This is a genomic window from Cedecea davisae (assembly GCF_044095835.1).
Taxonomy (GTDB): Bacteria; Pseudomonadota; Gammaproteobacteria; order Enterobacterales; family Enterobacteriaceae; genus Cedecea; species Cedecea davisae.
Window position 1 is genome coordinate 1169822 of the sequence record NZ_CP172054.1, and the last position, 22777, is coordinate 1192598.

The following is a 22777-nucleotide window of genomic DNA, read 5'->3' on the forward strand; positions in this document are numbered from 1 at the left end:
GTTTTTGCGCACCCTGTTTTTTCGCCGTCTGTTCTTATGGTAATCCTGCCGTTAACCACCTACGATCTAACCATTACAAGTTGTGAATGAGGTAGAAAGTATGCGTTGGCAAGGACGTCGCGAAAGCGACAATGTAGAGGACAGGCGCAGTGATTCCTCCGGCCCCGGCATGAGCATGGGCGGCGGCGGGTTCCGTATTCCACGCGGTAAGGGCGGGCTGGTGCTGCTGGTAGTGGTGATTGTTGCCAGCTACTACGGCGTCGATTTGACTTCCTTCCTGTCCGGCGGCCAGCCGGTGCCCCAGCAATCCTCTCAGCAGCGTTCCATTAGCCCGAAAGACGACGAGGCGGCAAAGTTTACCTCGGTTATTCTGGCGACCACCGAAGATACCTGGGGTGAAATCTTCCAGAAAATGGGCCGCACCTATCAGCAGCCAAAACTGGTGATGTATCGCGGCGCGACCCGCACCGGGTGCGGCACCGGCCAGTCGGTTATGGGGCCATTCTACTGCCCGGCTGACAGCACGGTATATATCGATCTCTCCTTCTACGATGACATGCAAAGCAAGCTTGGCGCGGGCGGTGATTTTGCCCAGGGCTACGTCATTGCTCATGAAGTTGGCCACCATGTGCAGAAACTGCTGGGCATTGAGCCTAAAGTTCGCCAGCTACAGCAAAATGCTTCACCGGCAGAAGCCAACCGTCTGTCGGTGAAAATGGAGCTACAGGCGGACTGTTTTGCAGGCGTCTGGGGCCACAACATGGAGAAGCAGCAGGTGCTGGATGCGGGAGATTTGCAAGAGGCGCTTAACGCCGCCGAGGCCATCGGCGACGACAGGCTTCAGCAAAAAGGGCAGGGTCGCGTGGTGCCGGACAGCTTTACCCACGGCACTTCCGAGCAGCGTTACACCTGGCTTAAGCGCGGCTTTGACAGCGGCGACCCGGCGCAGTGCAACACCTTCGGCAACTCGCTTCGTTAACCTATGAAGGCAGGGATGATAGCGCGGCTCCGGCAGGTCACGGAGAGTATGCGGTGCCAGGGTATTCGACGCCTGATGGTGCTGGCCGGAGAGAGCGGCTGGAGCAGCCAGCAGGTGCAAGCCCTGGCGGCCCATTTGCCGGGGGACTGGCTTTGGGTCGGCGGCTCGCCTGAGCTGCCGCTTAGCTGCGCCCCGACGGCGCTGCGAACTTTGCTGGGGCGAGAATTTCAGCACGCGGTTTTCGACGCACGAAGCGGGCTGGACGCCGCGGCGCTGGCTGCCCTTTCCGGGACGCTCAGGGCGGGAAGCTGGCTGCTTCTGCTGGTGCCTGACTGGGAAAGCTGGCCCGAACAACCGGATGAAGACTCCGCCCGCTGGAGCGACGCTCCGCAGCCCATTGCCACGCCGAATTTTATCTCCCATCTGCAAACCTGCCTGAGCCACGATGCCGGATCGGTGCTGTGGTGCCAGCAGCCTGGGTTAATCCTGCCTGATTTTGCTCCCCGGCCAGACTGGCTCCCTGCCAGCGGCGCGCCGGAGAAAGAGCAGGCGGAAATTCTGGCCGGGCTTTCAAAAATGGACTCCGGCGTTGCCGTGGTTACCGCCGCCAGGGGCAGAGGTAAGTCGGCCCTGGCGGGAATGCTGGTCAACAACAGTCCTGGAATGAGCCTGGTTACCGCCCCGACTAAAGCCGCAACCGACGTTCTGGCAAGCTATGCGGGTGAGCGTTTTCAGTTTATGCCCCCGGATGCGCTGGCGGCAGAAAACATGCCTGCGGGATTTAGCTGGTTGATTGTTGATGAAGCTGCCGCTATTCCGGCTCCGCTGCTGCGACAGGTAATTGCTTGTTTCCCCCGCGTGTTGCTTACCACCACGGTTCAGGGTTACGAAGGCACGGGGCGGGGCTTTTTACTGAAATTCTGCGCTTCTCTTCCGTCTTTGCGGCGGTTCACGCTTAGCGCGCCGATCCGCTGGGCACAGAACGATCCGCTGGAGCAGGCGATCGACGAGATCATGCTGTTTGACGAGCCGGAAATAGAGCGGCCTGTACAGGGTGAACCGGTACTTGCGGCCGTCGGGCAGGCAGACTGGCAGCACAATGCCGGGCAGTTAAAGCAGATGTACCGCCTGCTGTCGGGCGCGCATTACCGCACATCTCCCCTCGACTTGCGGCGCATGCTGGATGCGCCGGGCCAGCATTTTATCGCTGCAAACGCAGGCGATGAATGTGTCGGAGCTTTATGGCTGGTGGAAGAGGGCGGGCTGGACGAAACCTTAAGCCGCTGCGTGTGGGCCGGGTTCCGCCGTCCGCGCGGGAATCTTGTTGCGCAATCACTGGCCGCTCACGGCGGCAGCCCGCTGGCCGCTACGCTGAAAGGGCTGCGCGTCAGCAGGATCGCCGTACACCCCAGGCGGCAGCGGGAACATATTGGCGCCAGCATGGTTGAACGTGCGCGTGGGCTGGCCGGGGGGCAATATGACTATCTTTCGGTCAGCTTCGGCTATACCGATGAGCTGTGGCGTTTCTGGCAGCGCTGCGGGTTTGAGCTGGTGCGTGTCGGAAGCCACAAAGAGGCCAGCAGCGGCTGTTATAGCGCGATGGCGCTGCTGCCGCTAACGGTGCAAGGGCAGACGCTCGTTCGCGAAGAGCGACAAAGGCTGGCAAGAGACTGGCCGTGGCTCAGGGAATGGATTGAATTAAACCTGCCGCTGGCTTCCACGCGGCCAGCACAATTGCTGGATGAGGACTGGCTGGATTTGTCCGGTTTTGCCTTCGCCCATCGTCCGCTGGAAGCCTGCATCGGGTCGCTAAATCGCCTGCTGCTGGCCTGTGATTTGCCGCTGCCCGCGCTGCGAGGCCGCCTCCAGCGGTACGAAAGCGCTGCGGTACTTAGCCAGCAACTTGGTCTTTCCGGGAAAAAAGGGCTGTTGGCAGCGATGCGGCAGGAGGCCGCACTGGCGCTGGAAAATCTCAATCGCAGCCGCAGCGATTCCCTGCGAACGGGCGTTTTGCAATTGCAAAAATTTCGCTAAGTCGTTCAATGAAACGGCATGGTCATCCCCGGGCAGCGGCGTATAGTTAGCGCTATTAACCGAGGAGAAAACCATGAAACACGACCATTTTGTTGTCCAGAGTCCGTCGGCTCCCGCAAGCCAATTGCTGCTGCTGTTCCACGGCGTCGGCGACACCGCAAAAGCGATGGGCGAGATTGGCAGCTGGTTTGCTCCTGAGTTTCCGGATGCCCTGATAGTCAGCATTGGCGGCCCTGCGCAGAGCGGCTTCGGCGGCGGGCGTGAATGGTTCTCCGTTGCTGGCGTAACCGAAGAAAACCGCCAGCAGCGGGTTGATACCGCGATGCAGGGCTTTATTGAAACCGTGCGCTACTGGCAGCAACAAAGCGGCGTGAGCGCGGCGGCGACGGCGCTGATTGGTTTTTCTCAGGGGGCGATAATGGCGCTGGAAAGTCTTAAAGCCGAGCCGGGTCTTGTGGGGCGCGTGATTGCCTTTAGCGGCCGTTATGCCGGTCTACCGCAGCAGGCATCAACCAGCACCACCATCCACCTGATCCACGGCGATAACGACAAGGTTATCCACGCTACGCACGCGGTGGATGCGGCCGAAAAATTGCTGGAGCTTGGCGGCGACGTGACATTGGATTTAATTGATGATTTGGGGCACGCCATCGACGACCGCAGCATGAAGGCAGCGCTGGATCATCTGCGTTATACCGTGCCGAAGCACTATTTTGACGAGGCTTTAGGCGGCGGCGCGCCGAAGAATGACGATTTGATTGAGCTGCTGTAACCAGACAGGACTTCACTCCTCCCTCCGGCTGGAAGGGAGGAGTACAGCATTACTTCTTCTTCTCTGGCCAGTCGTCGTCTTTATCCCATTTATCGTTAAAATCACGATGCGGCGGAAGCTCAGGCTTGTTGGCCATATACTTCTTGGGGTCGATGCGGCTCAGGTCTTTAATCACGTTAATAAACATCCCCAGCAATAACACCAGGACGATAATCCACCAGTAATGCGATAGCCATTCCATGCTGATACCTCGTTCAGTTGACTGCCCGTCAGGCGACAAGCTGTTCCATAATGCGTTGATACATCCGGGCCAGCATCTGCAGGTCGGCGGCGTTGACGCATTCATTGATTTTATGAATGGTGGCGTTCACCGGCCCCAGTTCCACAACCTGAGCGCCCATACGGGCAATAAAGCGCCCATCGGATGTACCGCCTGTGGTTAACAGCTGCGGTTTAATCTCATTATAGTGCTCAATGGCGTTCACTACCGCATCCACCAGCTTACCGCGCGCGGTCAGGAACGGCTGGCCGGAGAGCCACCATTCAACGGTGTAGCGCAGCTGGTGCTTCTCCAGCAGGGCTATCACGCGCTGTTTAATATCTTCGTCGGTCAGCTCGGTGCTGAAGCGGAAGTTAAACTGCACAAACATATCACCGGGGATCACGTTGTTGCTGCCGGTCCCCGCCTGTACGTTGGCTACCTGCATGCTGGTGGCCGGGAAGAATTCGTTACCCCGGTCCCACTCAATACCCACCAGCTCGTTCAGCATTGGCGCGGCACGGTGTACCGGGTTATCCGCAAGGTGTGGATAGGCAACGTGGCCCTGCACGCCGTGAATGGTCAGGTTGCAGGTCAGAGAGCCACGGCGGCCGTTTTTCACCACGTCGCCGACGACTTCGGTGCTTGAAGGCTCGCCCACAAGGCAATAATCCAGGCGTTCGCGGCGCTCCATCAGAGCTTCGACGACTTTCACGGTGCCGTTTTTCGCGCTGGCTTCTTCATCGGAAGTTATCAGAAACGCCAGGCGGCCTTTATGGTTGGGATGCTGAGCGACAAAACGCTCCGCAGCGACCACCATTGCCGCCAGCGAACCTTTCATATCCGCCGCGCCGCGGCCAAACAGCATGCCGTCACGAATGGTCGGTTCGAAAGGCGGGTTGATCCAGCGGTCAGCATCGCCCGTTGGCACTACGTCGGTGTGCCCGGCGAACGCCAGCGTTTCACCCTGTCCACGCCAGGCCCAGAAGTTCTGGGTATCGCCAAAATCCATATGTTCGACGGTAAAACCAATCGCACGCAGACGCTCAATCAGCAGCGCCTGGCAACCGGCATCATCGGGGCTCAGGGAAGGACGACGAATAAGCTGTTGCGTCAGCTCAATAACCGGGCAGGACATAAGACTATACCTCGTTGATAAACTGCTGATAATTGGTTTCGGTGAAACCCAGCAGCATAGGCTTACCCGGCGCGCAGAGCAATGGGCGTTTGATGATTGCCGGCATCTCCAGCATCAATGCCGCTGCGCTTTTAGCATCGTTAATGGAGGCGCGGTGGGCTTCATCCAGCTTACGCCAGGTGGTGCCGCGGGTATTCAGCAGCGGCTCCCATCCCAGTTCGGCAATAAAACTCTCCAGCAGCGGCGCGTCCAGCCCGTCAACACGGTAATCGTGGAACTGATAATCCACGCCGTTGGCTTCCAGAAAGCGGCGGGCCTTTTTAATGGTGTCGCAGTTTTTAATGCCGTACAGGGTAATCATGGGGCGGTCACTCTTGTTTAGATGGTCTGGTCGGTCATTTTGCCGCAGCTGAGGGCAATTATCGAGCCGCGATTGCCCGCTAAATCGTTATTCTGCTAACAATATATTTGTGAGTTTGCTCAACAGTTGCCCGCTCAAAAAAGGTTCAACGGGAGAATATATCCGCGTATAATTGCGCCAACATCAAGAGAGGCGGTTATGATTGAGCACGAGTTAGGGCAGTGGAAAGACTTCATCGAAGATATGTTGCGCAAATAAGCGTTCCGGCATAAAAAGCAACGGCGCGATATTCTGGTTCTGAATACTCTGCGAACATCACTAAAAAGGCGACCTGTGAAGGCCGCCTTTTTGTTGCTTAGTGCTCCGGGTGCTCTTTCAGCGGGAACCGCCTGCGCACCAGGACGAAGAACAGCGGCACAAAGAAGATAGCCAGCACGGTGGCTGAAATCATCCCGCCCATTACGCCGGTGCCTACCGCGTGCTGGCTGCCCGAGCCTGCCCCGGTGCTGGTCGCCATCGGCAGAACCCCGAAGATAAACGCCAGAGAAGTCATCAGAATAGGGCGCAGGCGCTGGCGGCTGGCCTCGAGCGTGGCAGAAACCAGATCCTGGCCTTTGGCATTAAGATCGTTAGCGAACTCGACGATCAAAATGGCGTTTTTCGCCGAAAGGCCGATAACCGTCAGCAGGCCGACCTGGAAGTACACGTCGTTTTCCAGGCCACGCATCCAGGTGGCGAGCAGGGCGCCAATCACCCCGAGCGGTACCACCAGCATCACCGAGAACGGTACAGACCAGCTTTCATACAGCGCTGCCAGGCACAGGAATACCACCAGCAGAGAGATAGCGTAGAGCGCCGGAGCCTGCGCCCCGGAAAGGCGTTCCTGGTAGGACATGCCCGTCCACTCCAGACCGAATCCGTTCGGCAGCTTGCTGACCAGCTGCTCCATGATATCCATCGCCGTACCGGTACTTAGGCCGGGTGCAGCCTCTCCAACAATTTCCAGCGCGGAGTAGCCGTTATAGCGCTCAAGGCGCGGCGAGCCGGTTTCCCAGCGCGAAGTCGCAAACGCGGAGAACGGCACCATGCTGCCGGTTTTATTACGCACGTACCAGCTGTTGATATCGTCCGGCAACATGCGGTATTTAGCCGCGGCCTGAACATAGACCTTCTTCACGCGCCCGCGATCCATAAAGTCGTTCACATAGCTTGAGCCCCAGGCGGTTTGCAGCGTGTTATTGATATCGTCGATGGAGACGCCAAGCGCCTGCGCCTTGCGCTGGTCGATATCGATTTGCAGCTGCGGGCTGTCGTCGAGACCGTTGTGGCGTACACGCGTCAGCTGCGGGTTGCTTCCGGCCATTTCCAGAAGCTGGTCACGAGCCTGCATCAGCGCATCGTGCCCGGCACCGGCATGATCCTGTAGCTCCATATCGAAGCCTGCGGCATTGCCGAGGCCGTTAATCGCCGGAGGACTGCTGGCGATAACCCGCGCCTCTTTAATCTTGTTAAACGCTTTGGTTGCCCGCTCGATAATCGCAAACGAGCTTCCGTCCGCGCTGCGCTCTTCCCAGTCTTTCAGGCGGATAAACATACGCGCCACGTTTTGCCCGTTACCGCCGGGCCCCGCGCCGATGGTTGAAAAGACCGAGACTACGTTGTCTTTCTCTTTGCTCAGGTAATACTGCTCAACCTGCTGAACCACTTTGGTGGTTTGCTGCTGCGTGGCACCGCTTGGGAGCTGCACGGAGGTGGTAAACACACCGCGGTCTTCCTGCGGCAGGAACGAGGTTGGCAGCTTCATAAACAGGAACACCATGCCGCCGAGCAGCAGAGCGTAAATCAGCATCCAGCGTGCGCTGCGGGCGAGGATCCGGGCAACGCCGTTTTCATAGCGTTCAGCGCCGCGGTTGAAGGTGCGGTTAAACCAGCCGAAGAATCCTTTCTGGCCGTGATGCTCGCCCTTGTGCAGCGGCTTAAGAATGGTGGCGCACAGCGCCGGAGTCAGGATCATCGCCACCAGCACCGAGAGCACCATCGCGGCAACGATAGTGATTGAGAACTGGCGATAAATAGCCCCGGTGGTGCCGCCAAAAAACGCCATTGGCACGAATACCGCCGAGAGCACCATCGCGATGCCCACCAGCGCGCCCTGAATTTGCCCCATCGATTTGCGGGTGGCCTCTCTTGGGGAGAGCCCTTCCTCGCTCATAATACGTTCGACGTTTTCCACCACCACGATAGCGTCATCCACCAGCAGGCCGATGGCGAGAACGGTGGCGAACATCGTCAGGGTGTTAATGCTGTAGCCGAAGACGTAAAGTACGGCAAAGGTGCCGAGCAGAACCACCGGCACCGCAATCGTCGGGATCAGCGTTGCGCGGAAGTTTTGCAAGAACAGGTACATGACCAGGAAGACCAGCAGGATCGCTTCCAGCAGCGTCTTCACGACGTCGGTTATCGAGGCCTTGACGAAAGGCGAGGTTTCATAGGCGATTTTCGCTTCGAGGCCGTGCGGGAAAAACTGCGACAGCTCTTCTATTTTGGCGCGGGCCAGCTTGTCGGTTTCCATCTCGTTAGCGCCGGAAGCCAGCTTGATGCCAAGCCCGGAGGCGGGCTGGCCGTTATAGGTGCTGAGGAAATCATATTTTTCCGCGCCCATCTCCACCTGAGCGACGTCGCCCAGTGTCACCAGCGAACCGTCCTGATTCACCCGCAGGGTGATGTCCTTAAACTGCTGGGGGGTTTGCAGCAGCGACTGGGCGTTGATGGTGGCGTTCAGCGCCTGCTTGTCGAGCGCTGGCGTGCCGCCAAGCTGGCCGACTGCAATTTGCGCATTCTGGGATTTGATGGCGGTGAGCACATCCCCGGTGGTCATCTGGTAGTTGATGAGCTTGTTTGGGTCGAGCCAGATACGCATGGAGTATTGCGAACCGTAGGCATCCACGCCGCCGACGCCGTTCACGCGGCTCATCGGGTCCTGCACATTACTGGCAACGTAGTCGGCGATGTCCTGCTTATCCATGCTGCCGTCGGTGGAGACGAAGGCCACCATCAGGATATTGGTATCCCCGGTTTTATTGACCGTCACGCCCTGGGTTTGCACATCCTGCGGCAGCTTGCGCACCGCCGACTGCAGCTGGTTTTGTACCTGCTGAACCGCGGAGTCAGGATCGGTTCCGGCCTTAAAACTCAGGGTAATGGTGGCCTGACCGGCGCTGCTGCTCTGGGAGGACATGTACATCATATTGTCCAGCCCGGTCATGCTTTGCTCGATAACCTGGGTAACGGTGTTCTCCAGCGTTTGCGCCGAAGCCCCGGGATAGTTAGCGGTAATTCTTACGTTTGGCGGCGCGAGGTCAGGATATTGCTCGACGGGGAGCGAAAAAATAGCCAGCGCGCCGGTAAGGCAAAGCAATATTGCCAGCACCCAGGCAAAAATGGGGCGAGAAATGAAAAAATTCGCCATGCGGTCAGGACCCCTTAAAAGCTTCTAATTGTTATCAATAACCGCACCACTGTAGCTTTAACCGCTTAATCAAACGTGGAGAAATTTAGGAGATCGTGTAAATTAGCTTGGTAATTGGCAGGATTTGTAACCATACCTTTTATTGGGTCGTTTTAACCCCGACTTTCCAGAAATAGCACCGTCGCAGCCACGCGCGATCTCACCTGCAGCTTGCGCAGCAAATTGCGAATATGCACCTTTACCGTCTCTTCGGAAATATGCAGCCCGCTGGCGATTTGCTTATTAGAAAGCCCGCGCGCCACTTCCGACAGGACGTCCAGCTCTCGCTCGGTGAGAATAGCAAATGGATTGCTGTTTTGCCGCTCGCTGCCCCGGTTATGTAAATACTCACGAACCTGCTCGCTAAAGGCTTTTCCACCCGCCAGACACTGATGGATCTCCTGCAACAGCACTTCAGGATCGCTGTCTTTCAGCAGATAGCCGTCGGCTCCGGCATCTATAAGCGTGAAAATGTCGCTGCGTGCGTCGGAAACGGTAAGGATAACTACTCTGGCACTTACGCCGTCCCGGCGCAGGGCGTTTAACGTGTCCAGCCCGCTAAGGCCCTTCATATTGAGGTCGAGCAGGATAAGGTCAGGCGCAAGGCGGTTAGCCAGGCTAACCGCTTCTGCACCGCTGCTGGCTTCCCCAATGACTTCAAACGCGCGATCCAGCTCGAGAAGCTGGCGGACTCCACGCCTCATCAGCGGATGATCGTCGACGATTAACACCTGGCAAACTGCTTTCTCGGACATTGCTGACTCCTGAATCAGGCTATTTATCATTATAGTTTTGCCGGGAGCGGAGAGGTAAACACCACTTCGACCCGCGTTCCGCCTCCCAAAGGGCGGGAAATACTAAGCTCGCCGCCGAGGCGACCGGCCCGTTCATGCATAATATTCAGTCCGTAATGGCCCTCTGGCTCATCAAAGCTGGCAATCCCGCTGCCGTTATCGAATACCGATGCATAATGTTCGCCGTTCTCCTGCGAGCGGCAAATAACTTCGATACGCCCGGCCGCCGAATGCTTAATGGCGTTGAGCACCGCCTCGCGGATGATTTGCAGCAGGTGAATTTGCTGAGAGGCGTCCAGCGCCTGGCTTGGCATACTGCATTGCAGGCTGATTTCCGCCTGCGTCTGCTCGCGCAGCGGCCCGAGCATTTCCTGTAAAGCGGCCGGTAAGTCCGCCTGCTGAAGCGTCAGGCGAAAAGTTGTTAATAATTCACGTAGCTGGCGGTAAGCGTCGTTTAGCGCCTGAGAGAAGTCGCCCACAATCCGCTGAGCGGCCTGGTTTTCATCCGGTACGGCACGCTTTAGCAACGTTAACTGAATGCGCAGGTAGGAGAGTACCTGTGCCAGCGAGTCGTGCAGCTCCCTGGCAATGGTGGCCCGTTCTTCCATAAGCAGTAGCTGCTGGTAGTGCTTTTGCGCCTGGTTAAAGTACACCCCGCGCCCGAGCATGGTGGCGACGCTCGCCATCAACTGCTGAGAAGGCGCTTCGCCCGCAGGCTGCCAGCGCAGCGAGCCGTAGGCGCTGTCCTGCTGAACAAGCGGCAGGGACTGCCATTCGCCTTCCGGCTGAGGCGTGCCTTCTGCCAGACACCAGTTTTCCCCCACCCGCATTTCAAGGGCATTAACGGACTCATGCTGGTGGATAATCTTCAGGATTTGCATAAAACAGCGTTTGTCGATGGTGCTGACGTTTAGCGCCTGCGAGCAGCTATACAGCACTTCGAGCATGCGGTTGGCTTCCTGCAGGCGCAGGGTTTTCTGCTCTACCTGATGCTCCAGAGAACGGTAAAGCTTTTGCAATTCATCCGTCATGCGGATAAAGGCTTTTGCCAGTTGTCCCAGCTCATTGGGCAGCGAAGGGTTGAGATCCGGCAGAGTAAATTCTCCGCGCTCAATCGCCCGGCTTGCCTCAACCATGGTGTTTAACGGGGCAACAACCTGCTGGCGAATACGCCGCAGAGTGAAGAACACCAGGGTAAAAATCGCCATAAAACCGACCACCGAGGCCGCAACCACCTGCATCATTTTTCGCTCGGCATAATGCTGGAGCGCCAGCACAAACAGGTCTATTTGCCCGACATAAGCCGCAATATTGTGGCGATACCAGTCAAGATCGCCGCTGCGTATTTGCTGCTGCATTTGCTGCCAGTCCTGCTGTAAAGAGAGATAGCGAGATTTCACCTCTTCTGGCACCCAAAACCGATTGAGCTGCCGCAGCGTGGGGGAGTTGAGCGACCGCTGGTAGAGCCGCAGATGGTCCGGGAGAGACGCCCGATCGCCCTGTAAATCATAGCCCAGACGGTAGCTCTGCATTCTCAGGGAGCCTGCGATATTCACCGCCTCGGCATCTTTCAGGCTGCTTGCCAGCGTCAGCATCGCAATGCCCGTTGAGAGCAGCGACAGCAAAACAATCGAAAAGAAGGCGCGCGCGAGGCTACTCGAGACCGGGCGTTTTACAATCACGACGCAATAACCCCTGAAAGCGTATGGTGGGCGAAACGTACCAGAATCTGACCGGCTCGCAAACGCCTGGATACGACTTTTTCACCGCAGCGCGAAAAATGCGGCCTTATTTAACGCCTGCTCTTTGATCCGACAACGGCATTTACCCCTTTAGGGGGATGCTTTTGTAATCCCTCGTCACATACCTTAGGGTTCGGTAAAAGCCCGTAAATATTACGGGGATAAAAACAAAAAATTGACTGCCCGGTAGCGTGCCTGTCGGGAACTTTGAGCAAGGATCTGCCCAATGGCTAAACTGACCCGCCGCGGCTTATTGACCGGCGGCTGGCGCAACGCCACTCCTGCTATTCGCCCGCCCTGGAGCGGGGATGAATCTCATTTTTTGCTGGACTGCACCCGCTGCGATCTCTGTATTACCTCCTGCGGCGAACGCGTGCTGAGGCGCGGGCAGAGCGGCTACCCCGAAATCGACTTTACGCGCGGCGAGTGTACTTTTTGCTACGCCTGCGCTGAAGCCTGCCCGCAGAAGCTTTTTGCTGCTCGTGAGACGCAGCCCTGGTCACTCTCTTTGCGGCTGGCCGACACTTGCCTTGCCTGGCACCAGGTGGAATGCCGTAGCTGCGAAGACGCCTGCGAGCCTCAGGCCATCCGTTTTTTACCTTCAATGCAGGGCGTTTCTCGCCCAAAGCTTTCTCTTTCTGCCTGTAATGGCTGCGGCGCCTGCGTTGCGGGCTGCCCGGCGTCAGCCATAACCCTGAGGCCACAAGATGCACACTGACTGGCACGTTTGCGGCCTGGTGGTTCAGGCCAAACCTGAACATATTGCTGCCGTGCGCAGCGCCCTTAATCAGCTTGCGGGAAGCGAAGTGGCCGGCGATGACGCCGGGACCGGCAAGCTGGCGGTCGTGATGGAGGCAGCTGACGGCAAAACGCTGCTCGAACAAATAGAGCTGGCCCGCAATATCTCCGGCGTGCTGGCGGTGTCGCTGGTTTATCACCAGCAGAATGAACAAGGTGAGGAAGCACCATGAAACTCAGTCGTCGTAGCTTTATGAAAGCGAACGCCGTAGCCGCTGCCGCCGCGGCGGCGGGCCTCAGCGTGCCGGGCGTTGCGCGCGCGGTAGTGGGCAAGTCAGATGCCATTAAATGGGATAAAGCGCCGTGTCGCTTCTGCGGCACCGGCTGTAGCCTGCTGGTTGGGACGCAAAATGGCCGCGTTGTGGCAAGCCAGGGCGACCCTCAAGCAGCGGTTAACCGCGGGCTGCTGTGCATTAAAGGCTACTTCCTGCCAAAAATCATGTACGGCAAAGACAGGCTTACTCAGCCTCTGCTTCGCATGAAGGACGGGCAGTACCACAAAGAAGGTGAATTCCAGCCGGTCAGCTGGGAGCGGGCCTTCGACGTGATGGAAGAGAAATTCAAAACCAGCCTCAGGGAGAAGGGACCGGAGTCCGTCGGCATGTTCGGCTCCGGGCAGTGGACGGTATGGGAAGGCTACGCCGCATCAAAGCTGTTTAAAGCGGGGTTCCGTACCAATAACATCGACCCGAATGCCCGCCACTGCATGGCGTCGGCGGTTGTCGGCTTTATGCGTACCTTCGGCATGGACGAGCCGATGGGCTGCTACGACGATATCGAGCAGGCGGATGCTTTTGTGCTTTGGGGCTCCAACATGGCGGAGATGCACCCGATTTTGTGGACGCGAATCACCAATCGCCGCCTGTCCGATGAAAACGTTAACGTTTCGGTGCTTTCCACCTATCAGCACCGCAGCTTCGAGCTGGCGGATAACGGAATGGTTTTCACGCCGCAAAGTGACCTGGCTATCCTCAACTACATCGCCAACTACATCATTGAAAATAATGCGATTAATGAGAGCTTCTTTAAGCAGCATGTCAACCTGCGGCGGGGCGCGACGGATATTGGTTACGGGCTGCGCCCCACTCATCCGCTGGAAAAAGCCGCTAAAAACCCGGGGTCGGATGCCTCAGAGCCGATGAGCTTTGAAGAGTACAAAGCGTTCGTGGCCGAATACACGCTTGAGAAGACCTCAGAAATGAGCGGCGTGCCGAAGGATCAGCTGGAAGCGCTGGCGCAGCTGTATGCCGATCCGAACAAAAAAGTGGTCTCTTACTGGACGATGGGCTTTAACCAGCATACCCGTGGCGTATGGGCCAATAACCTGGTTTATAACCTGCACTTGCTGACGGGCAAAATTTCTAAGCCCGGCTGCGGGCCGTTCTCGCTTACCGGCCAGCCTTCCGCCTGCGGTACGGCTCGCGAAGTGGGAACCTTCTCGCACCGCCTGCCTGCCGATATGGTCGTCACGAATGATAAGCACCGCGATATCGCCGAAAAGATGTGGCAACTCCCGGCGGGTACGCTGCCTGCCAAAGTCGGTTTGCACGCGGTGGCGCAGGACAGGGCGCTGAAAGACGGCAAGCTGAATGTTTACTGGGTGATGTGTAACAACAACATGCAGGCGGGGCCGAATATCACCGAAGAGCGTATGCCCGGCTGGCGTGACCCGCGCAATTTCATCATCGTTTCTGACCCGTATCCGACCATCAGCGCGCTTTCGGCAGATCTTATTCTGCCAACGGCCATGTGGGTTGAAAAAGAGGGTGCCTACGGTAACGCCGAACGCCGTACCCAGTTCTGGCGGCAGCAGGTGAGCGCTCCGGGTGAAGCGAAATCTGACCTCTGGCAGCTGGTGGCGTTCGCTAAACGCTTCAAGGTTGAAGAGGTCTGGCCCGCTGAACTTGTCAACGCTAAGCCGGAGTATCGTGGCAAAACGTTGTTCGACGTGCTGTTTGCCAACTCAAACGTCAGCAAATTCCCGCTGAGCGAGCTGGCGGAAGGGCAGCTTAATGACGAATCCCACGAACTTGGGTTCTACCTGCAAAAAGGGCTGTTCGAAGAGTATGCGGCCTTCGGACGCGGGCACGGGCACGATCTTGCCCCGTTCGATGATTACCACAAAGCTCGCGGTCTGCGCTGGCCGGTGGTTGACGGGAAAGAGACGCAGTGGCGCTACAGCGAGCAGCATGACCCTTACGTCAAAGCGGGTGAAGCGTTCCGGTTTTACGGTAAGCCGGACGGAAAGGCGGTGATTTTTGCTCTGCCGTTCGAACCGGCAGCCGAGGAGCCGGATGAAGAATATGACCTGTGGCTCTCTACCGGCCGCGTGCTTGAGCACTGGCACACGGGCACCATGACGCGCCGTGTTCCCGAGCTGCACCGTGCCTTCCCGGAGGCGGTCGTGTTTATTCATCCGCTGGACGCCCAGGCACGCGGGCTGCGCCGTGGCGACAAAGTGAAGCTTATCTCTCGCCGCGGGGAAGTCATTTCTATCGTCGAAACCCGGGGCCGCAATAAGCCGCCGCGAGGGCTGGTTTATATGCCGTTCTTCGACGCCGCGCAGCTGGTAAATAACCTGACGCTGGATGCCACCGACCCGCTATCCAAAGAGGCGGACTTCAAGAAGTGTGCCGTCAAGCTGGCGAAGGTCTGATGAATAATTTGAGCAAATCCGGGAGCAAATTCATGAAAAAACAATTCCTGAAAAACGGCGTGATGCTGTGGATTGCCGGGCTGCTGCTGGCCGTGAGCGGCGTGACCTGGGCGGCTAACGGGGCGGATTTAAGTTCATCCCCGGAAGTGTCGGCGACGGAAAAGGGATCGGTCCATATGCCGAAGCAGCAGGGAAAGATGGCGCTGAACTACGTCAATCAGCCGCCGCTTATCCCGCACAGCGTGGACGGCTACCAGGTTAACAGTAACTACAACCGCTGCATGCAGTGTCACGGCGTTGAGCATTACCGCACCACCGGCGCGCCGCGCGTCAGCCCGACCCACTTTATGGACGCTGAGGGGAAAGTGCTTTCTAACGTAGCTCCCCGGCGCTACTTCTGCCTGCAATGTCACGTTCCGCAGACCGATGCCGCGCCAATCGTCGAAAATACTTTCACGCCGTCTAAAGGGTTTGGGGAATAAGCGATGGATAACTCAACCCGTAAACCTGGGCTACTAAAACGTCTCTGGCACTGGTGGCGTAGGCCGAGCCGCCTGGCGCTGGGGACGCTGCTGCTTATTGGCTTTGGCGCAGGCATTATATTTTGGGGCGGTTTTAACACCGGTATGGAAATGTCTAACCGCGAGGAGTTTTGCATCAGCTGCCACGAAATGCGTAATAACGTATACGAGGAGTACATGGGAACCGTGCATTACAACAACCGCAGCGGCGTGCGTGCGACCTGCCCGGACTGCCACGTTCCCCACGAGTGGGTGCCGAAAATGGTGCGTAAAATTCAGGCCAGCAAAGAGCTGTACGCTAAAGCTTTTGGCCTGATAGACACGCCGCAGAAGTTTGACGACCATCGTCTGGCGATGGCGCAAAACGAGTGGCGGCGCATGAAGAACAATAATTCGCAGGAGTGCCGCAACTGCCACAACTTCGATTATATGGACTTCACCGCTCAGAAAACGGTAGCGGCAAAAATGCATGACCAGGCGGTCAAGGACGGTAAAACCTGCATTGACTGCCACAAAGGGATTGCCCACAAGCTGCCGGATATGCGAGAGGTGGATACCGGGTTCTGAAGGTGACGCCTGTGAGGCGTTCACGAGTCCGGGACCTGCATAGACAGCGGGATATTGCGTGAACGGAATTACCTCCGGGTCTGCATAAACGGCTGTAAGCAGAAGAGATAACCTCTGTGAGCTCGGCTATGTTCCGTTCACCCGTAAATCTGTTTTCCCTGCACGTTCCGCGTACGGTGAACGTGTCAGGGGAAATTACGCCATTCCCCCTGACAGCCCCCGGCGCCCGGCAAACTCATCGCCGCTAAAGCGGTAAACCCCCGGCTATCACCCAAACATTTGGGGGCGTTCGCGATCCGTTCCCGACGATCGCTCTCTTTCGCTGCTCCCGGCAGCTCCACCCCGCCTGAGTTGGGTCATAGTCGGGGACGATGAGAGCCGGGGACAAGAGCATGGCTTTTGGAGTTAACGCGACGTGGAGTATCAGAATGGCTGCGGAATTGAAGCGTGGCCGTTGTTCCGGCTTAAATCGCCTCCGTTTTCTCTCCGACTGACCAGGGTCCGGACGCCGGGAGCGGCCGAAGGCTGTGAGCGTCGGGAACGCATCGCAGCCGACCCAGGGCTGGGAGATAAAACGGAGGTTAACCGCTTGCGGCGATTTATCTCGCCGGGAGTCCGGGTTCTCAGGGGAGTGACGGTGACTCCCCTGAGACGTTCACGGGTGCTGGAGTTACATAAGCTGCGGGATAGTGCGTGAACGGAACTCCCTCAAGATTGGCATAAACGGATGTAACCCGAAGAGATAACCTCTACAAGCCCGGCTATGTTCCGTTCACCCGCACAGCGGATTATCTCTGTCATTGCCGCGAACGGTGAACGTGTCAGGGGGAAATACGCCTTTCCCCCTGACCACCCCCGGCGCCCAGCAAACTCATCGCCGCTAAAGCGGTAAACCCCCGGCTATCACCCAAACATTCGGGGTCGTTCGCGATCCGTTCCCGACGATCGCTCTCTTTCGCTGCTCCCGGCAGCTCAACCCTGCCTGAATTGGGTCATAGTCGGGGACGATGAGAGCCGGGGGCAAGGGCGCAGCTTTTGATTTTAACGCGACGCTGACTTTCAGAATGGCTGCGGGATTAAAGCGTGGCACTTGTTCCGGCTTAAATCGCCTCCGTTTTCTCTCCGACTGACCAGGGTCCGGACGCCGGGAGCGGGCGGAGGCTGTGAGCGTCGGGAACGCATCTCAGCCGACCCAGGGCTGGGAGATAAAACGGAGGTTTACCGCTTGCGGCGATTTATCTCGCCGGGAGTCCGGGTTCTCAGGGGAGTGACGGTGACTCCCCTGAGACGTTCACGGGTGCCGGAGCTACATAAGCAGCGGGATATTGCGTGAACGGAATTATTTCCGGGTCTGCATAACCGGCTGTAAGCAGAAGAGATAACTTCTGTGAGCTCGGCTATGTTCCGTTCCCGACGATCGCTCTCTTTCGCTGCTCCCGGCAGCTCCACCCCGCCTGAGTTGGGTCATAGTCGGGGACGATGAGAGCCGGGGACAAGGGCATGGCAGCGGAATATTGCGTGAACGGAAAAACTACAGACTAATAGATTACCTCCAGGCTCTGTCCTATCGGCAGATAAAACATCCTTAACGTAACGCGACAACGCTCACATAACGGCATATTATTATCCGCTCCCTTACCGCATTGTGGAGACCCTATGTCGTTACGAATTGAAGTCATCAAAGATAAAGTCCTGTCAGATAACTACTTCATCCTGCGCAATATTACCTATGACCTGTCTCGTAACGGCGCTGAAAGCGTGCGCCATAAGCGTGAAGTCTACGATCGCGGCAACGGGGCCACTATCCTGCTGTATAACCGGGAAAAGAAAACCGTGGTGCTTACGCGTCAGTTTCGCGTTGCAACCTGGGTTAATGGCAATACCGACGGGCGGCTGATTGAAGCCTGCGCCGGGCTGCTGGATGCCGATGAGCCGGAAGTGTGCGCCCGCAAAGAAGCAATGGAAGAGACCGGGTTCCAGGTCGGTGAGGTCGAAAAAGTCTTTGAGCTGTATATGTCTCCGGGTGGCGTAACGGAAATCGTTTACTTCTATCTGGCCGAATACAGTGACGCCCAGCGGGAGAACGCGGGCGGCGGTGTGGAGGATGAAGATATCGAGGTGCTGGAGATGCCGTTCAGCCAGGCGCTGGAGATGATGCGCAAGGGCGAAATTCGCGACGGTAAGACGGTGATATTGTTGCAACAGTTACAGTTACGCAATGTGATGGGTTAAAGTTCTGTAAAATCATCTAATTAACATTTTTAATCCCGGCATAAATCTATCCGACAAATCCGATTGAGCAGGCTGCCTCTGGAGCCGAAGATACGTGGCATTATCGTACGTTTTTCACGCTTCGTTTCTTAGGGTCAGCCTTTAATGTCTTATCGGATCTCATTCCTGCTTTTGCTCACTTTGCTTGTGGCGAACGCTGCAATAGCCGCTCCGGCGCAAAAGCAGTTTTCCGACTGGCAGGTGACCTGCAATAACCAGAACTTCTGTAGCGCCCGTAATACCGGGCTGCATCAGGGGCTGGTAATGGCATTGTCCCGCGGCGCGGGGGCGCGCAATGATGTGAATTTGCGCATCGACTTTGGCAACCTCGAAAGCGCCGATGTCAAAGTGCCGCCCGTTGAGCCGCGGCTCAGGCTGGACGGTGCGCCTCTGGTTCTTCAGCAAAATGAGTGGAAAATCACGCCTCACCACCTTATGACCAGTAACGCGGAGGCGATTAATGCCCTGCTAAACGCTATCGCAAACGGCGATAAAATTACGCTCGCCGACGGCGCTGGGGTTATTTCGCTAAGTGGTTTGAAAGCGGCGCTGCTGTTTATCGACAGCCAGCAAAAACGTGTTGGCAGCGAAACTGCGTGGATCAAAAAAGGCGATGGGCCGCCGCTTAGCGTGCCTCCCGCTCCCGCATTAAAAGAAGTGACTCTCCCCGAGACCCTGCCAGCGCCATTCTCCCATGATGAACTTAACGACCTGCTGGATTTCGGCTCCTGGCGCATGAATAACAGCCAGTGCTCGCTCGACCCGATGCGGCGTGAAGTCAGGGTTTTCCCGCTTGCTGATGATAAAGCGCTGATGCTCACCAGCTGTGAGGCCGGGGCCTATAACGTCGTGGATTTAGCGTGGGTGGTATCAAGGCAAAAGCCGTTTGTTGCGCGGCCTGTTCGCCTGAAGCTGCCGTTTATGCCCGATAGCGGCTCTACGGATCTCGAACTGATGAACTCCGGGTTCGATGAGCATAATCGGGAGCTAACTACGCTGGCTAAGGGGCGAGGGATTGGGGATTGCGGGGTTGCAACCCGCTGGCGTTATGACGGGCAGCGCTTCCGCCTTGTGCGGTATGCCGCCGAGTCCGCCTGCGATGAGTGGCATAAAGCGGGAGCCTGGCCAACGCTCTGGGTAACTAAATAGGCTAAACCTCCCCATAAAGGAGAGGCTTAGCGTCAGGGGCTATTTCTTCCCAAGGACTTTCCTGGCCTTTGCAACCACGTTTTCAGCCGTAAAACCAAAGAACGGGAACAGCTTCCCGGCGGGTGCGGACTCACCAAACGTTGTCATCCCGACAATCGCGCCTTTAAGCCCAACGTACTTGTACCAGTAGTCGGCAATACCGGCTTCTACCGCCACGCGAGCGCTGACGTTTGAAGGGAGTACGGACTCCTGATAGGCCTCGTCCTGAGCGTCGAATACGTCCGTGGACGGAATCGAAACGACTCGCACCTTGTGGCCTTCGTCACCCAGCGTTTTCGCAGCCTCAACCGTAATCTCCATTTCCGAGCCGGTAGCAATCAGGATGATATCCGGCTTGCCGTCGCTGTCTTTCAGGATGTAGCCGCCCCGGCTCACCGCCTTCAGCTGTTCTGGGCTACGCTCCATCTGCGCAAGGTTCTGGCGCGACAGGATCAACGCCGTTGGGCCGGTCTGGCGTTCAATCGCCGCTTTCCACGCCACAGCCGCTTCTACCTGATCGCAGGGGCGCCAGGTGCTGAAGTTTGGCGTCAGCCTCAGGCTGGCAAGCTGCTCAACCGCCTGGTGAGTCGGGCCGTCTTCGCCGAGGCCGATAGAGTCATGGGTATAAACCATGATTTGCCGGGCTTTCATCAGCGCTGCCATACGCGCCGCATTGCGGGCATATTCAACAAACATCAGGAAGGTTGCCGTATAAGGCACAAAGCCGCCGTGCAGGGCTATCCCGTTGGCGATGGCGGTCATGCCGAACTCGCGCACGCCGTAATGAATGTAGTTGCCCGCGCTGTCTTCCTTAATCGACTTAGACCCTTTCCAGATTGTCAGGTTGCTCGGGGCCAGGTCGGCGGAACCGCCAAGCAGCTCGGGCAGCACCGGGCCAAAAGCGTTAAGCGAATTCTGTGAGGCTTTGCGGGTGGCTATTTTGTCCGGGTTAGCCTGGAGCTGCTCGATATAATGTTGAGCGGTTTTCTGCCAGTTTTCCGGCAACTTGCCTTCGGTGCGGCGCTTAAATTCGGCGCTGAGGGTTGGATGGGCTTTGGCGTAGGCGGCAAATTTTTCCTTCCAGCTGGCTTCCGCTTTCTCTCCTGCTTCTTTGGCATCCCAGGCTTGATAAATCTCTTTTGGGATCTCGAAAGGAGGATATTTCCAGCCGAGCTGCTTACGCGCCAGGGCCACTTCTTCTTCGCCCAGCGGTGCGCCGTGGGCTTCTTCTTTACCGGCTTTGTTCGGTGAGCCAAAGCCAATCACCGTGCGGCAGATAATCAGGGACGGTTTGTCTTTAACGCTCTGAGCTTCTTTAATCGCCTTTTTCAACGCTTCCGGGTCATGGCCGTCTATCTCATGGATGACGTGCCAGTGGTAGGCCTCGAAGCGTTTGGCCGTGTCGTCGGTGAACCAGCCGTCCGTTTCCCCGTCGATGGAGATGCCGTTGTGGTCATAAAAGCCAATCAGCTTGCCAAGCCCCAGCGTTCCGGCGAGGGAAGAGACTTCGTGGGAAATCCCTTCCATCAGGCAGCCGTCGCCCATAAACACGTAGGTGTAGTGGTCAACGATGTCATGGCCGGGTTGGTTAAACTGCGCGGCCAGCGTGCGTTCGGCTATTGCCATGCCCACGGCGTTCGCCAGCCCCTGACCGAGCGGGCCGGTGGTGGTCTCAACGCCGGGCGTATAGCCCACTTCCGGGTGGCCCGGCGTTTTGGAGTGAAGCTGGCGGAAGTTTTTCAACTCATCCAGCGGCAGGTCATAACCGCTCAGGTGCAGCAGGCTGTAAAGCAGCATCGACGCATGGCCGTTCGACAGCACAAAGCGGTCGCGGTTGGCCCAGTGCGGGTTAGACGGGTTGTGGTGGAGAAAATCGTTCCACAAAACTTCGGCGATATCGGCCATGCCCATCGGCGCGCCCGGGTGGCCGGAGTTGGCTTTCTGAACCGCGTCCATACTGAGGGCGCGAATGGCGTTGGCAAGCTCTTTACGTGATGACATGTTTCACTCCAGGTCTTGTTAAAGTTTGGCGGCGATCAGGTCTTCCAGTTTTCGTTGGTCTACGGCGAACAGGCGGATCCCTTCGGCCAGTTTCTCAACCGCCATGGCATCCTGATTATGTTCCCAGCGGAATTCTGCTTCGCTTAGCGGGGCAGGGCGACGGAACCCCTGAGAATGAGGAATAAGCTTGCGCACCACTTCTTCCTCGCTGTCCTGCAACTGCTGGAGAAGATTAGGCGCGATGGTTAGCCTGTCGCATCCGGCCAGGGCGAGGATCTGTTCGGTGCGGCGGAAACTGGCGCCCATTACGATGGTTTCGTAATTGTGCTGTTTAAAATAATCGTAGATGTTGCGTACCGACTTCACGCCCGGATCTTCTTCTACCACATACGGGTCCATCGGCTTACGGGCCTGATACCAGTCATAAATACGGCCCACGAACGGGGAGATAAGGAAAACGCCGGCTTCGGCGCAGGCGCGGGCCTGAGCGAAGGAGAACAGCAGCGTAAGGTTGCAATTAATGCCCTCTTTTTGCAGCTCTTCAGCGGCGCGAATGCTCTCCCAGGTTGAGGCGAGCTTGATCAAAATGCGCGACTTATCGATCCCTTGCTCCGCGTACAGCTCTACCAGACGGCGCGCTTTCTCAATGCTTTTGTGCTTGTCGAACGACAGGCGGGCGTCAACTTCTGTAGATACGCGCCCCGGAATACTTTTCAGAATTTCCGCACCAAAGTTCACCGCCAGTTTGTCGCTGGCTTCGGCCACTATTTGCTCTCTACCGCCGCCGCGTCGTTTGCCATAGGCCAGAGCATCGTCAATAAGCGACTGATATTGCTCGAGCCCTGCGGCCTTTAAGAGCAATGAGGGGTTGGTTGTGGCGTCCTGGGGCTGGTAGTGGCGAATGGATTCGATGTCACCGCTGTCGGCGACCACGGTGGTGTACTGTTTAATACTGTCGAGCTGGTTCATTACTCTCTCCTTGAAAAAAACAATGCCTTACTGGAGCGCTCCGTGTCGCTCGCCGTGAAAAATTACGCTTTGCCTGACCAGAAAGCATAGCAGACGGGCGGCTATTGAGGCTGTGACCGCTAACATTGGTTCTATAGTTAGCTAACAATAATCACGCCTAATGTTAATAGTATGGCTACGTTCAAAGTTTGCGAAACGTGCCCGCGTGATACTACGTGG

19 protein-coding genes are annotated in these 22777 nt (G+C 57.2%); 11 read left to right on the top strand and 8 right to left on the bottom strand.

All coding sequences use genetic code 11. The features are described 5' to 3' along the window. The first annotated feature begins 100 nt into the window (after window positions 1-100). From ACG1VR_RS06060 to ypfH, 3 genes are all read left to right on the top strand, one after another. Window positions 101-979, top strand: a complete 879-nt coding sequence (locus ACG1VR_RS06060) for a neutral zinc metallopeptidase (RefSeq protein ID WP_172569293.1) — start codon at window positions 101-103, stop codon at window positions 977-979. Window positions 980-994: 15 nt separating this feature from the next. Beyond that, window positions 995-3013: a tRNA(Met) cytidine acetyltransferase TmcA gene (locus tag ACG1VR_RS06065; protein ID WP_395490466.1), complete on the top strand. Its 2019-nt coding sequence runs from the start codon at window positions 995-997 to the stop codon at window positions 3011-3013. 73 nt (window positions 3014-3086) lie between these two features. After that, window positions 3087-3785: an esterase gene (gene ypfH / locus ACG1VR_RS06070; RefSeq protein WP_395490467.1), complete on the top strand. Its 699-nt coding sequence runs from the start codon at window positions 3087-3089 to the stop codon at window positions 3783-3785. A gap of 49 nt (window positions 3786-3834) precedes the next feature. Here ypfH and ACG1VR_RS06075 read toward each other — a convergent pair whose 3' ends face one another. The 3 genes from ACG1VR_RS06075 to ACG1VR_RS06085 are packed head-to-tail and all read right to left on the bottom strand — an operon-like array spanning window position 3835 to window position 5543. Then, window positions 3835-4026 (bottom strand): YpfN family protein, encoded by a 192-nt coding sequence (locus tag ACG1VR_RS06075; protein WP_016537595.1) that lies wholly within the window; start codon window positions 4024-4026, stop codon window positions 3835-3837. A 28-nt stretch (window positions 4027-4054) separates the two neighbouring features. Further along, window positions 4055-5182, bottom strand: a complete 1128-nt coding sequence (gene dapE, locus ACG1VR_RS06080; protein WP_016537594.1) for a succinyl-diaminopimelate desuccinylase — start codon at window positions 5180-5182, stop codon at window positions 4055-4057. Between the two features lie 4 nt (window positions 5183-5186). Beyond that, on the bottom strand, window positions 5187-5543 hold the full coding sequence (locus ACG1VR_RS06085) for an ArsC family reductase (RefSeq protein WP_265439847.1): 357 nt from the start codon (window positions 5541-5543) through the stop codon (window positions 5187-5189). 198 nt (window positions 5544-5741) lie between these two features. On the opposite strand from ACG1VR_RS06085, the gene ypfM reads away from it, so the two are divergent. After that, entirely contained in the window at window positions 5742-5801 is a 60-nt protein-coding gene (gene ypfM, locus ACG1VR_RS06090) for a protein YpfM (RefSeq protein WP_115586383.1), read from the top strand. Between the two features lie 97 nt (window positions 5802-5898). Here the strand turns inward: ypfM and acrD are convergent, their stop codons facing one another. The 3 genes from acrD to narQ all read right to left on the bottom strand — a co-directional run bounded on the left by acrD (window position 5899) and on the right by narQ (window position 11527). Then, entirely contained in the window at window positions 5899-9012 is a 3114-nt protein-coding gene (gene acrD, locus ACG1VR_RS06095) for a multidrug efflux RND transporter permease AcrD (protein ID WP_172569297.1), read from the bottom strand. Window positions 9013-9164: 152 nt separating this feature from the next. Beyond that, window positions 9165-9806, bottom strand: a complete 642-nt coding sequence (narP, locus tag ACG1VR_RS06100; protein ID WP_172569298.1) for a nitrate/nitrite response regulator protein NarP — start codon at window positions 9804-9806, stop codon at window positions 9165-9167. 29 nt (window positions 9807-9835) lie between these two features. Next, window positions 9836-11527: a nitrate/nitrite two-component system sensor histidine kinase NarQ gene (narQ, locus tag ACG1VR_RS06105; RefSeq protein WP_395490468.1), complete on the bottom strand. Its 1692-nt coding sequence runs from the start codon at window positions 11525-11527 to the stop codon at window positions 9836-9838. A 286-nt stretch (window positions 11528-11813) separates the two neighbouring features. Here narQ and napF point away from each other — a divergent pair, with 286 nt between their 5' ends. The 7 genes from napF (at window position 11814) to ACG1VR_RS06140 (ending at window position 19549) form a co-directional block, all read left to right on the top strand. Continuing rightward, window positions 11814-12305 (top strand): ferredoxin-type protein NapF, encoded by a 492-nt coding sequence (napF, locus tag ACG1VR_RS06110; protein WP_395490469.1) that lies wholly within the window; start codon window positions 11814-11816, stop codon window positions 12303-12305. Beyond that, window positions 12295-12558 carry a chaperone NapD gene (gene napD / locus ACG1VR_RS06115; RefSeq protein ID WP_172569301.1) on the top strand — a complete coding sequence of 88 codons (264 nt, stop codon included), beginning with the start codon at window positions 12295-12297 and terminating at the stop codon, window positions 12556-12558. Before napF ends, napD begins: the two co-directional genes overlap by 11 nt. Then, window positions 12555-15041 carry a nitrate reductase catalytic subunit NapA gene (gene napA / locus ACG1VR_RS06120; RefSeq protein WP_395490470.1) on the top strand — a complete coding sequence of 829 codons (2487 nt, stop codon included), beginning with the start codon at window positions 12555-12557 and terminating at the stop codon, window positions 15039-15041. The genes napD and napA overlap by 4 nt, the downstream gene beginning before the upstream one ends. Before the next feature lie 32 nt (window positions 15042-15073). Further along, window positions 15074-15523 (top strand): nitrate reductase cytochrome c-type subunit, encoded by a 450-nt coding sequence (napB, locus tag ACG1VR_RS06125; RefSeq protein ID WP_395490471.1) that lies wholly within the window; start codon window positions 15074-15076, stop codon window positions 15521-15523. Between the two features lie 3 nt (window positions 15524-15526). After that, window positions 15527-16129, top strand: coding sequence for a cytochrome c-type protein NapC (napC, locus tag ACG1VR_RS06130; protein WP_172569304.1), 603 nt, complete (start codon window positions 15527-15529; stop codon window positions 16127-16129). Window positions 16130-17785: 1656 nt separating this feature from the next. Next, entirely contained in the window at window positions 17786-18361 is a 576-nt protein-coding gene (nudK, locus tag ACG1VR_RS06135; protein ID WP_016537583.1) for a GDP-mannose pyrophosphatase NudK, read from the top strand. 144 nt (window positions 18362-18505) lie between these two features. Further along, window positions 18506-19549: a DUF1176 domain-containing protein gene (locus ACG1VR_RS06140; RefSeq protein WP_172569305.1), complete on the top strand. Its 1044-nt coding sequence runs from the start codon at window positions 18506-18508 to the stop codon at window positions 19547-19549. Window positions 19550-19588: 39 nt separating this feature from the next. On the opposite strand, the gene tkt is transcribed toward ACG1VR_RS06140, so the two are convergent. Next, window positions 19589-21589 (bottom strand): transketolase, encoded by a 2001-nt coding sequence (tkt, locus tag ACG1VR_RS06145; RefSeq protein WP_395490472.1) that lies wholly within the window; start codon window positions 21587-21589, stop codon window positions 19589-19591. A gap of 18 nt (window positions 21590-21607) precedes the next feature. Further along, window positions 21608-22558, bottom strand: coding sequence for a transaldolase (gene tal, locus ACG1VR_RS06150; RefSeq protein ID WP_016537580.1), 951 nt, complete (start codon window positions 22556-22558; stop codon window positions 21608-21610). Window positions 22559-22777 lie beyond the last annotated feature (219 nt).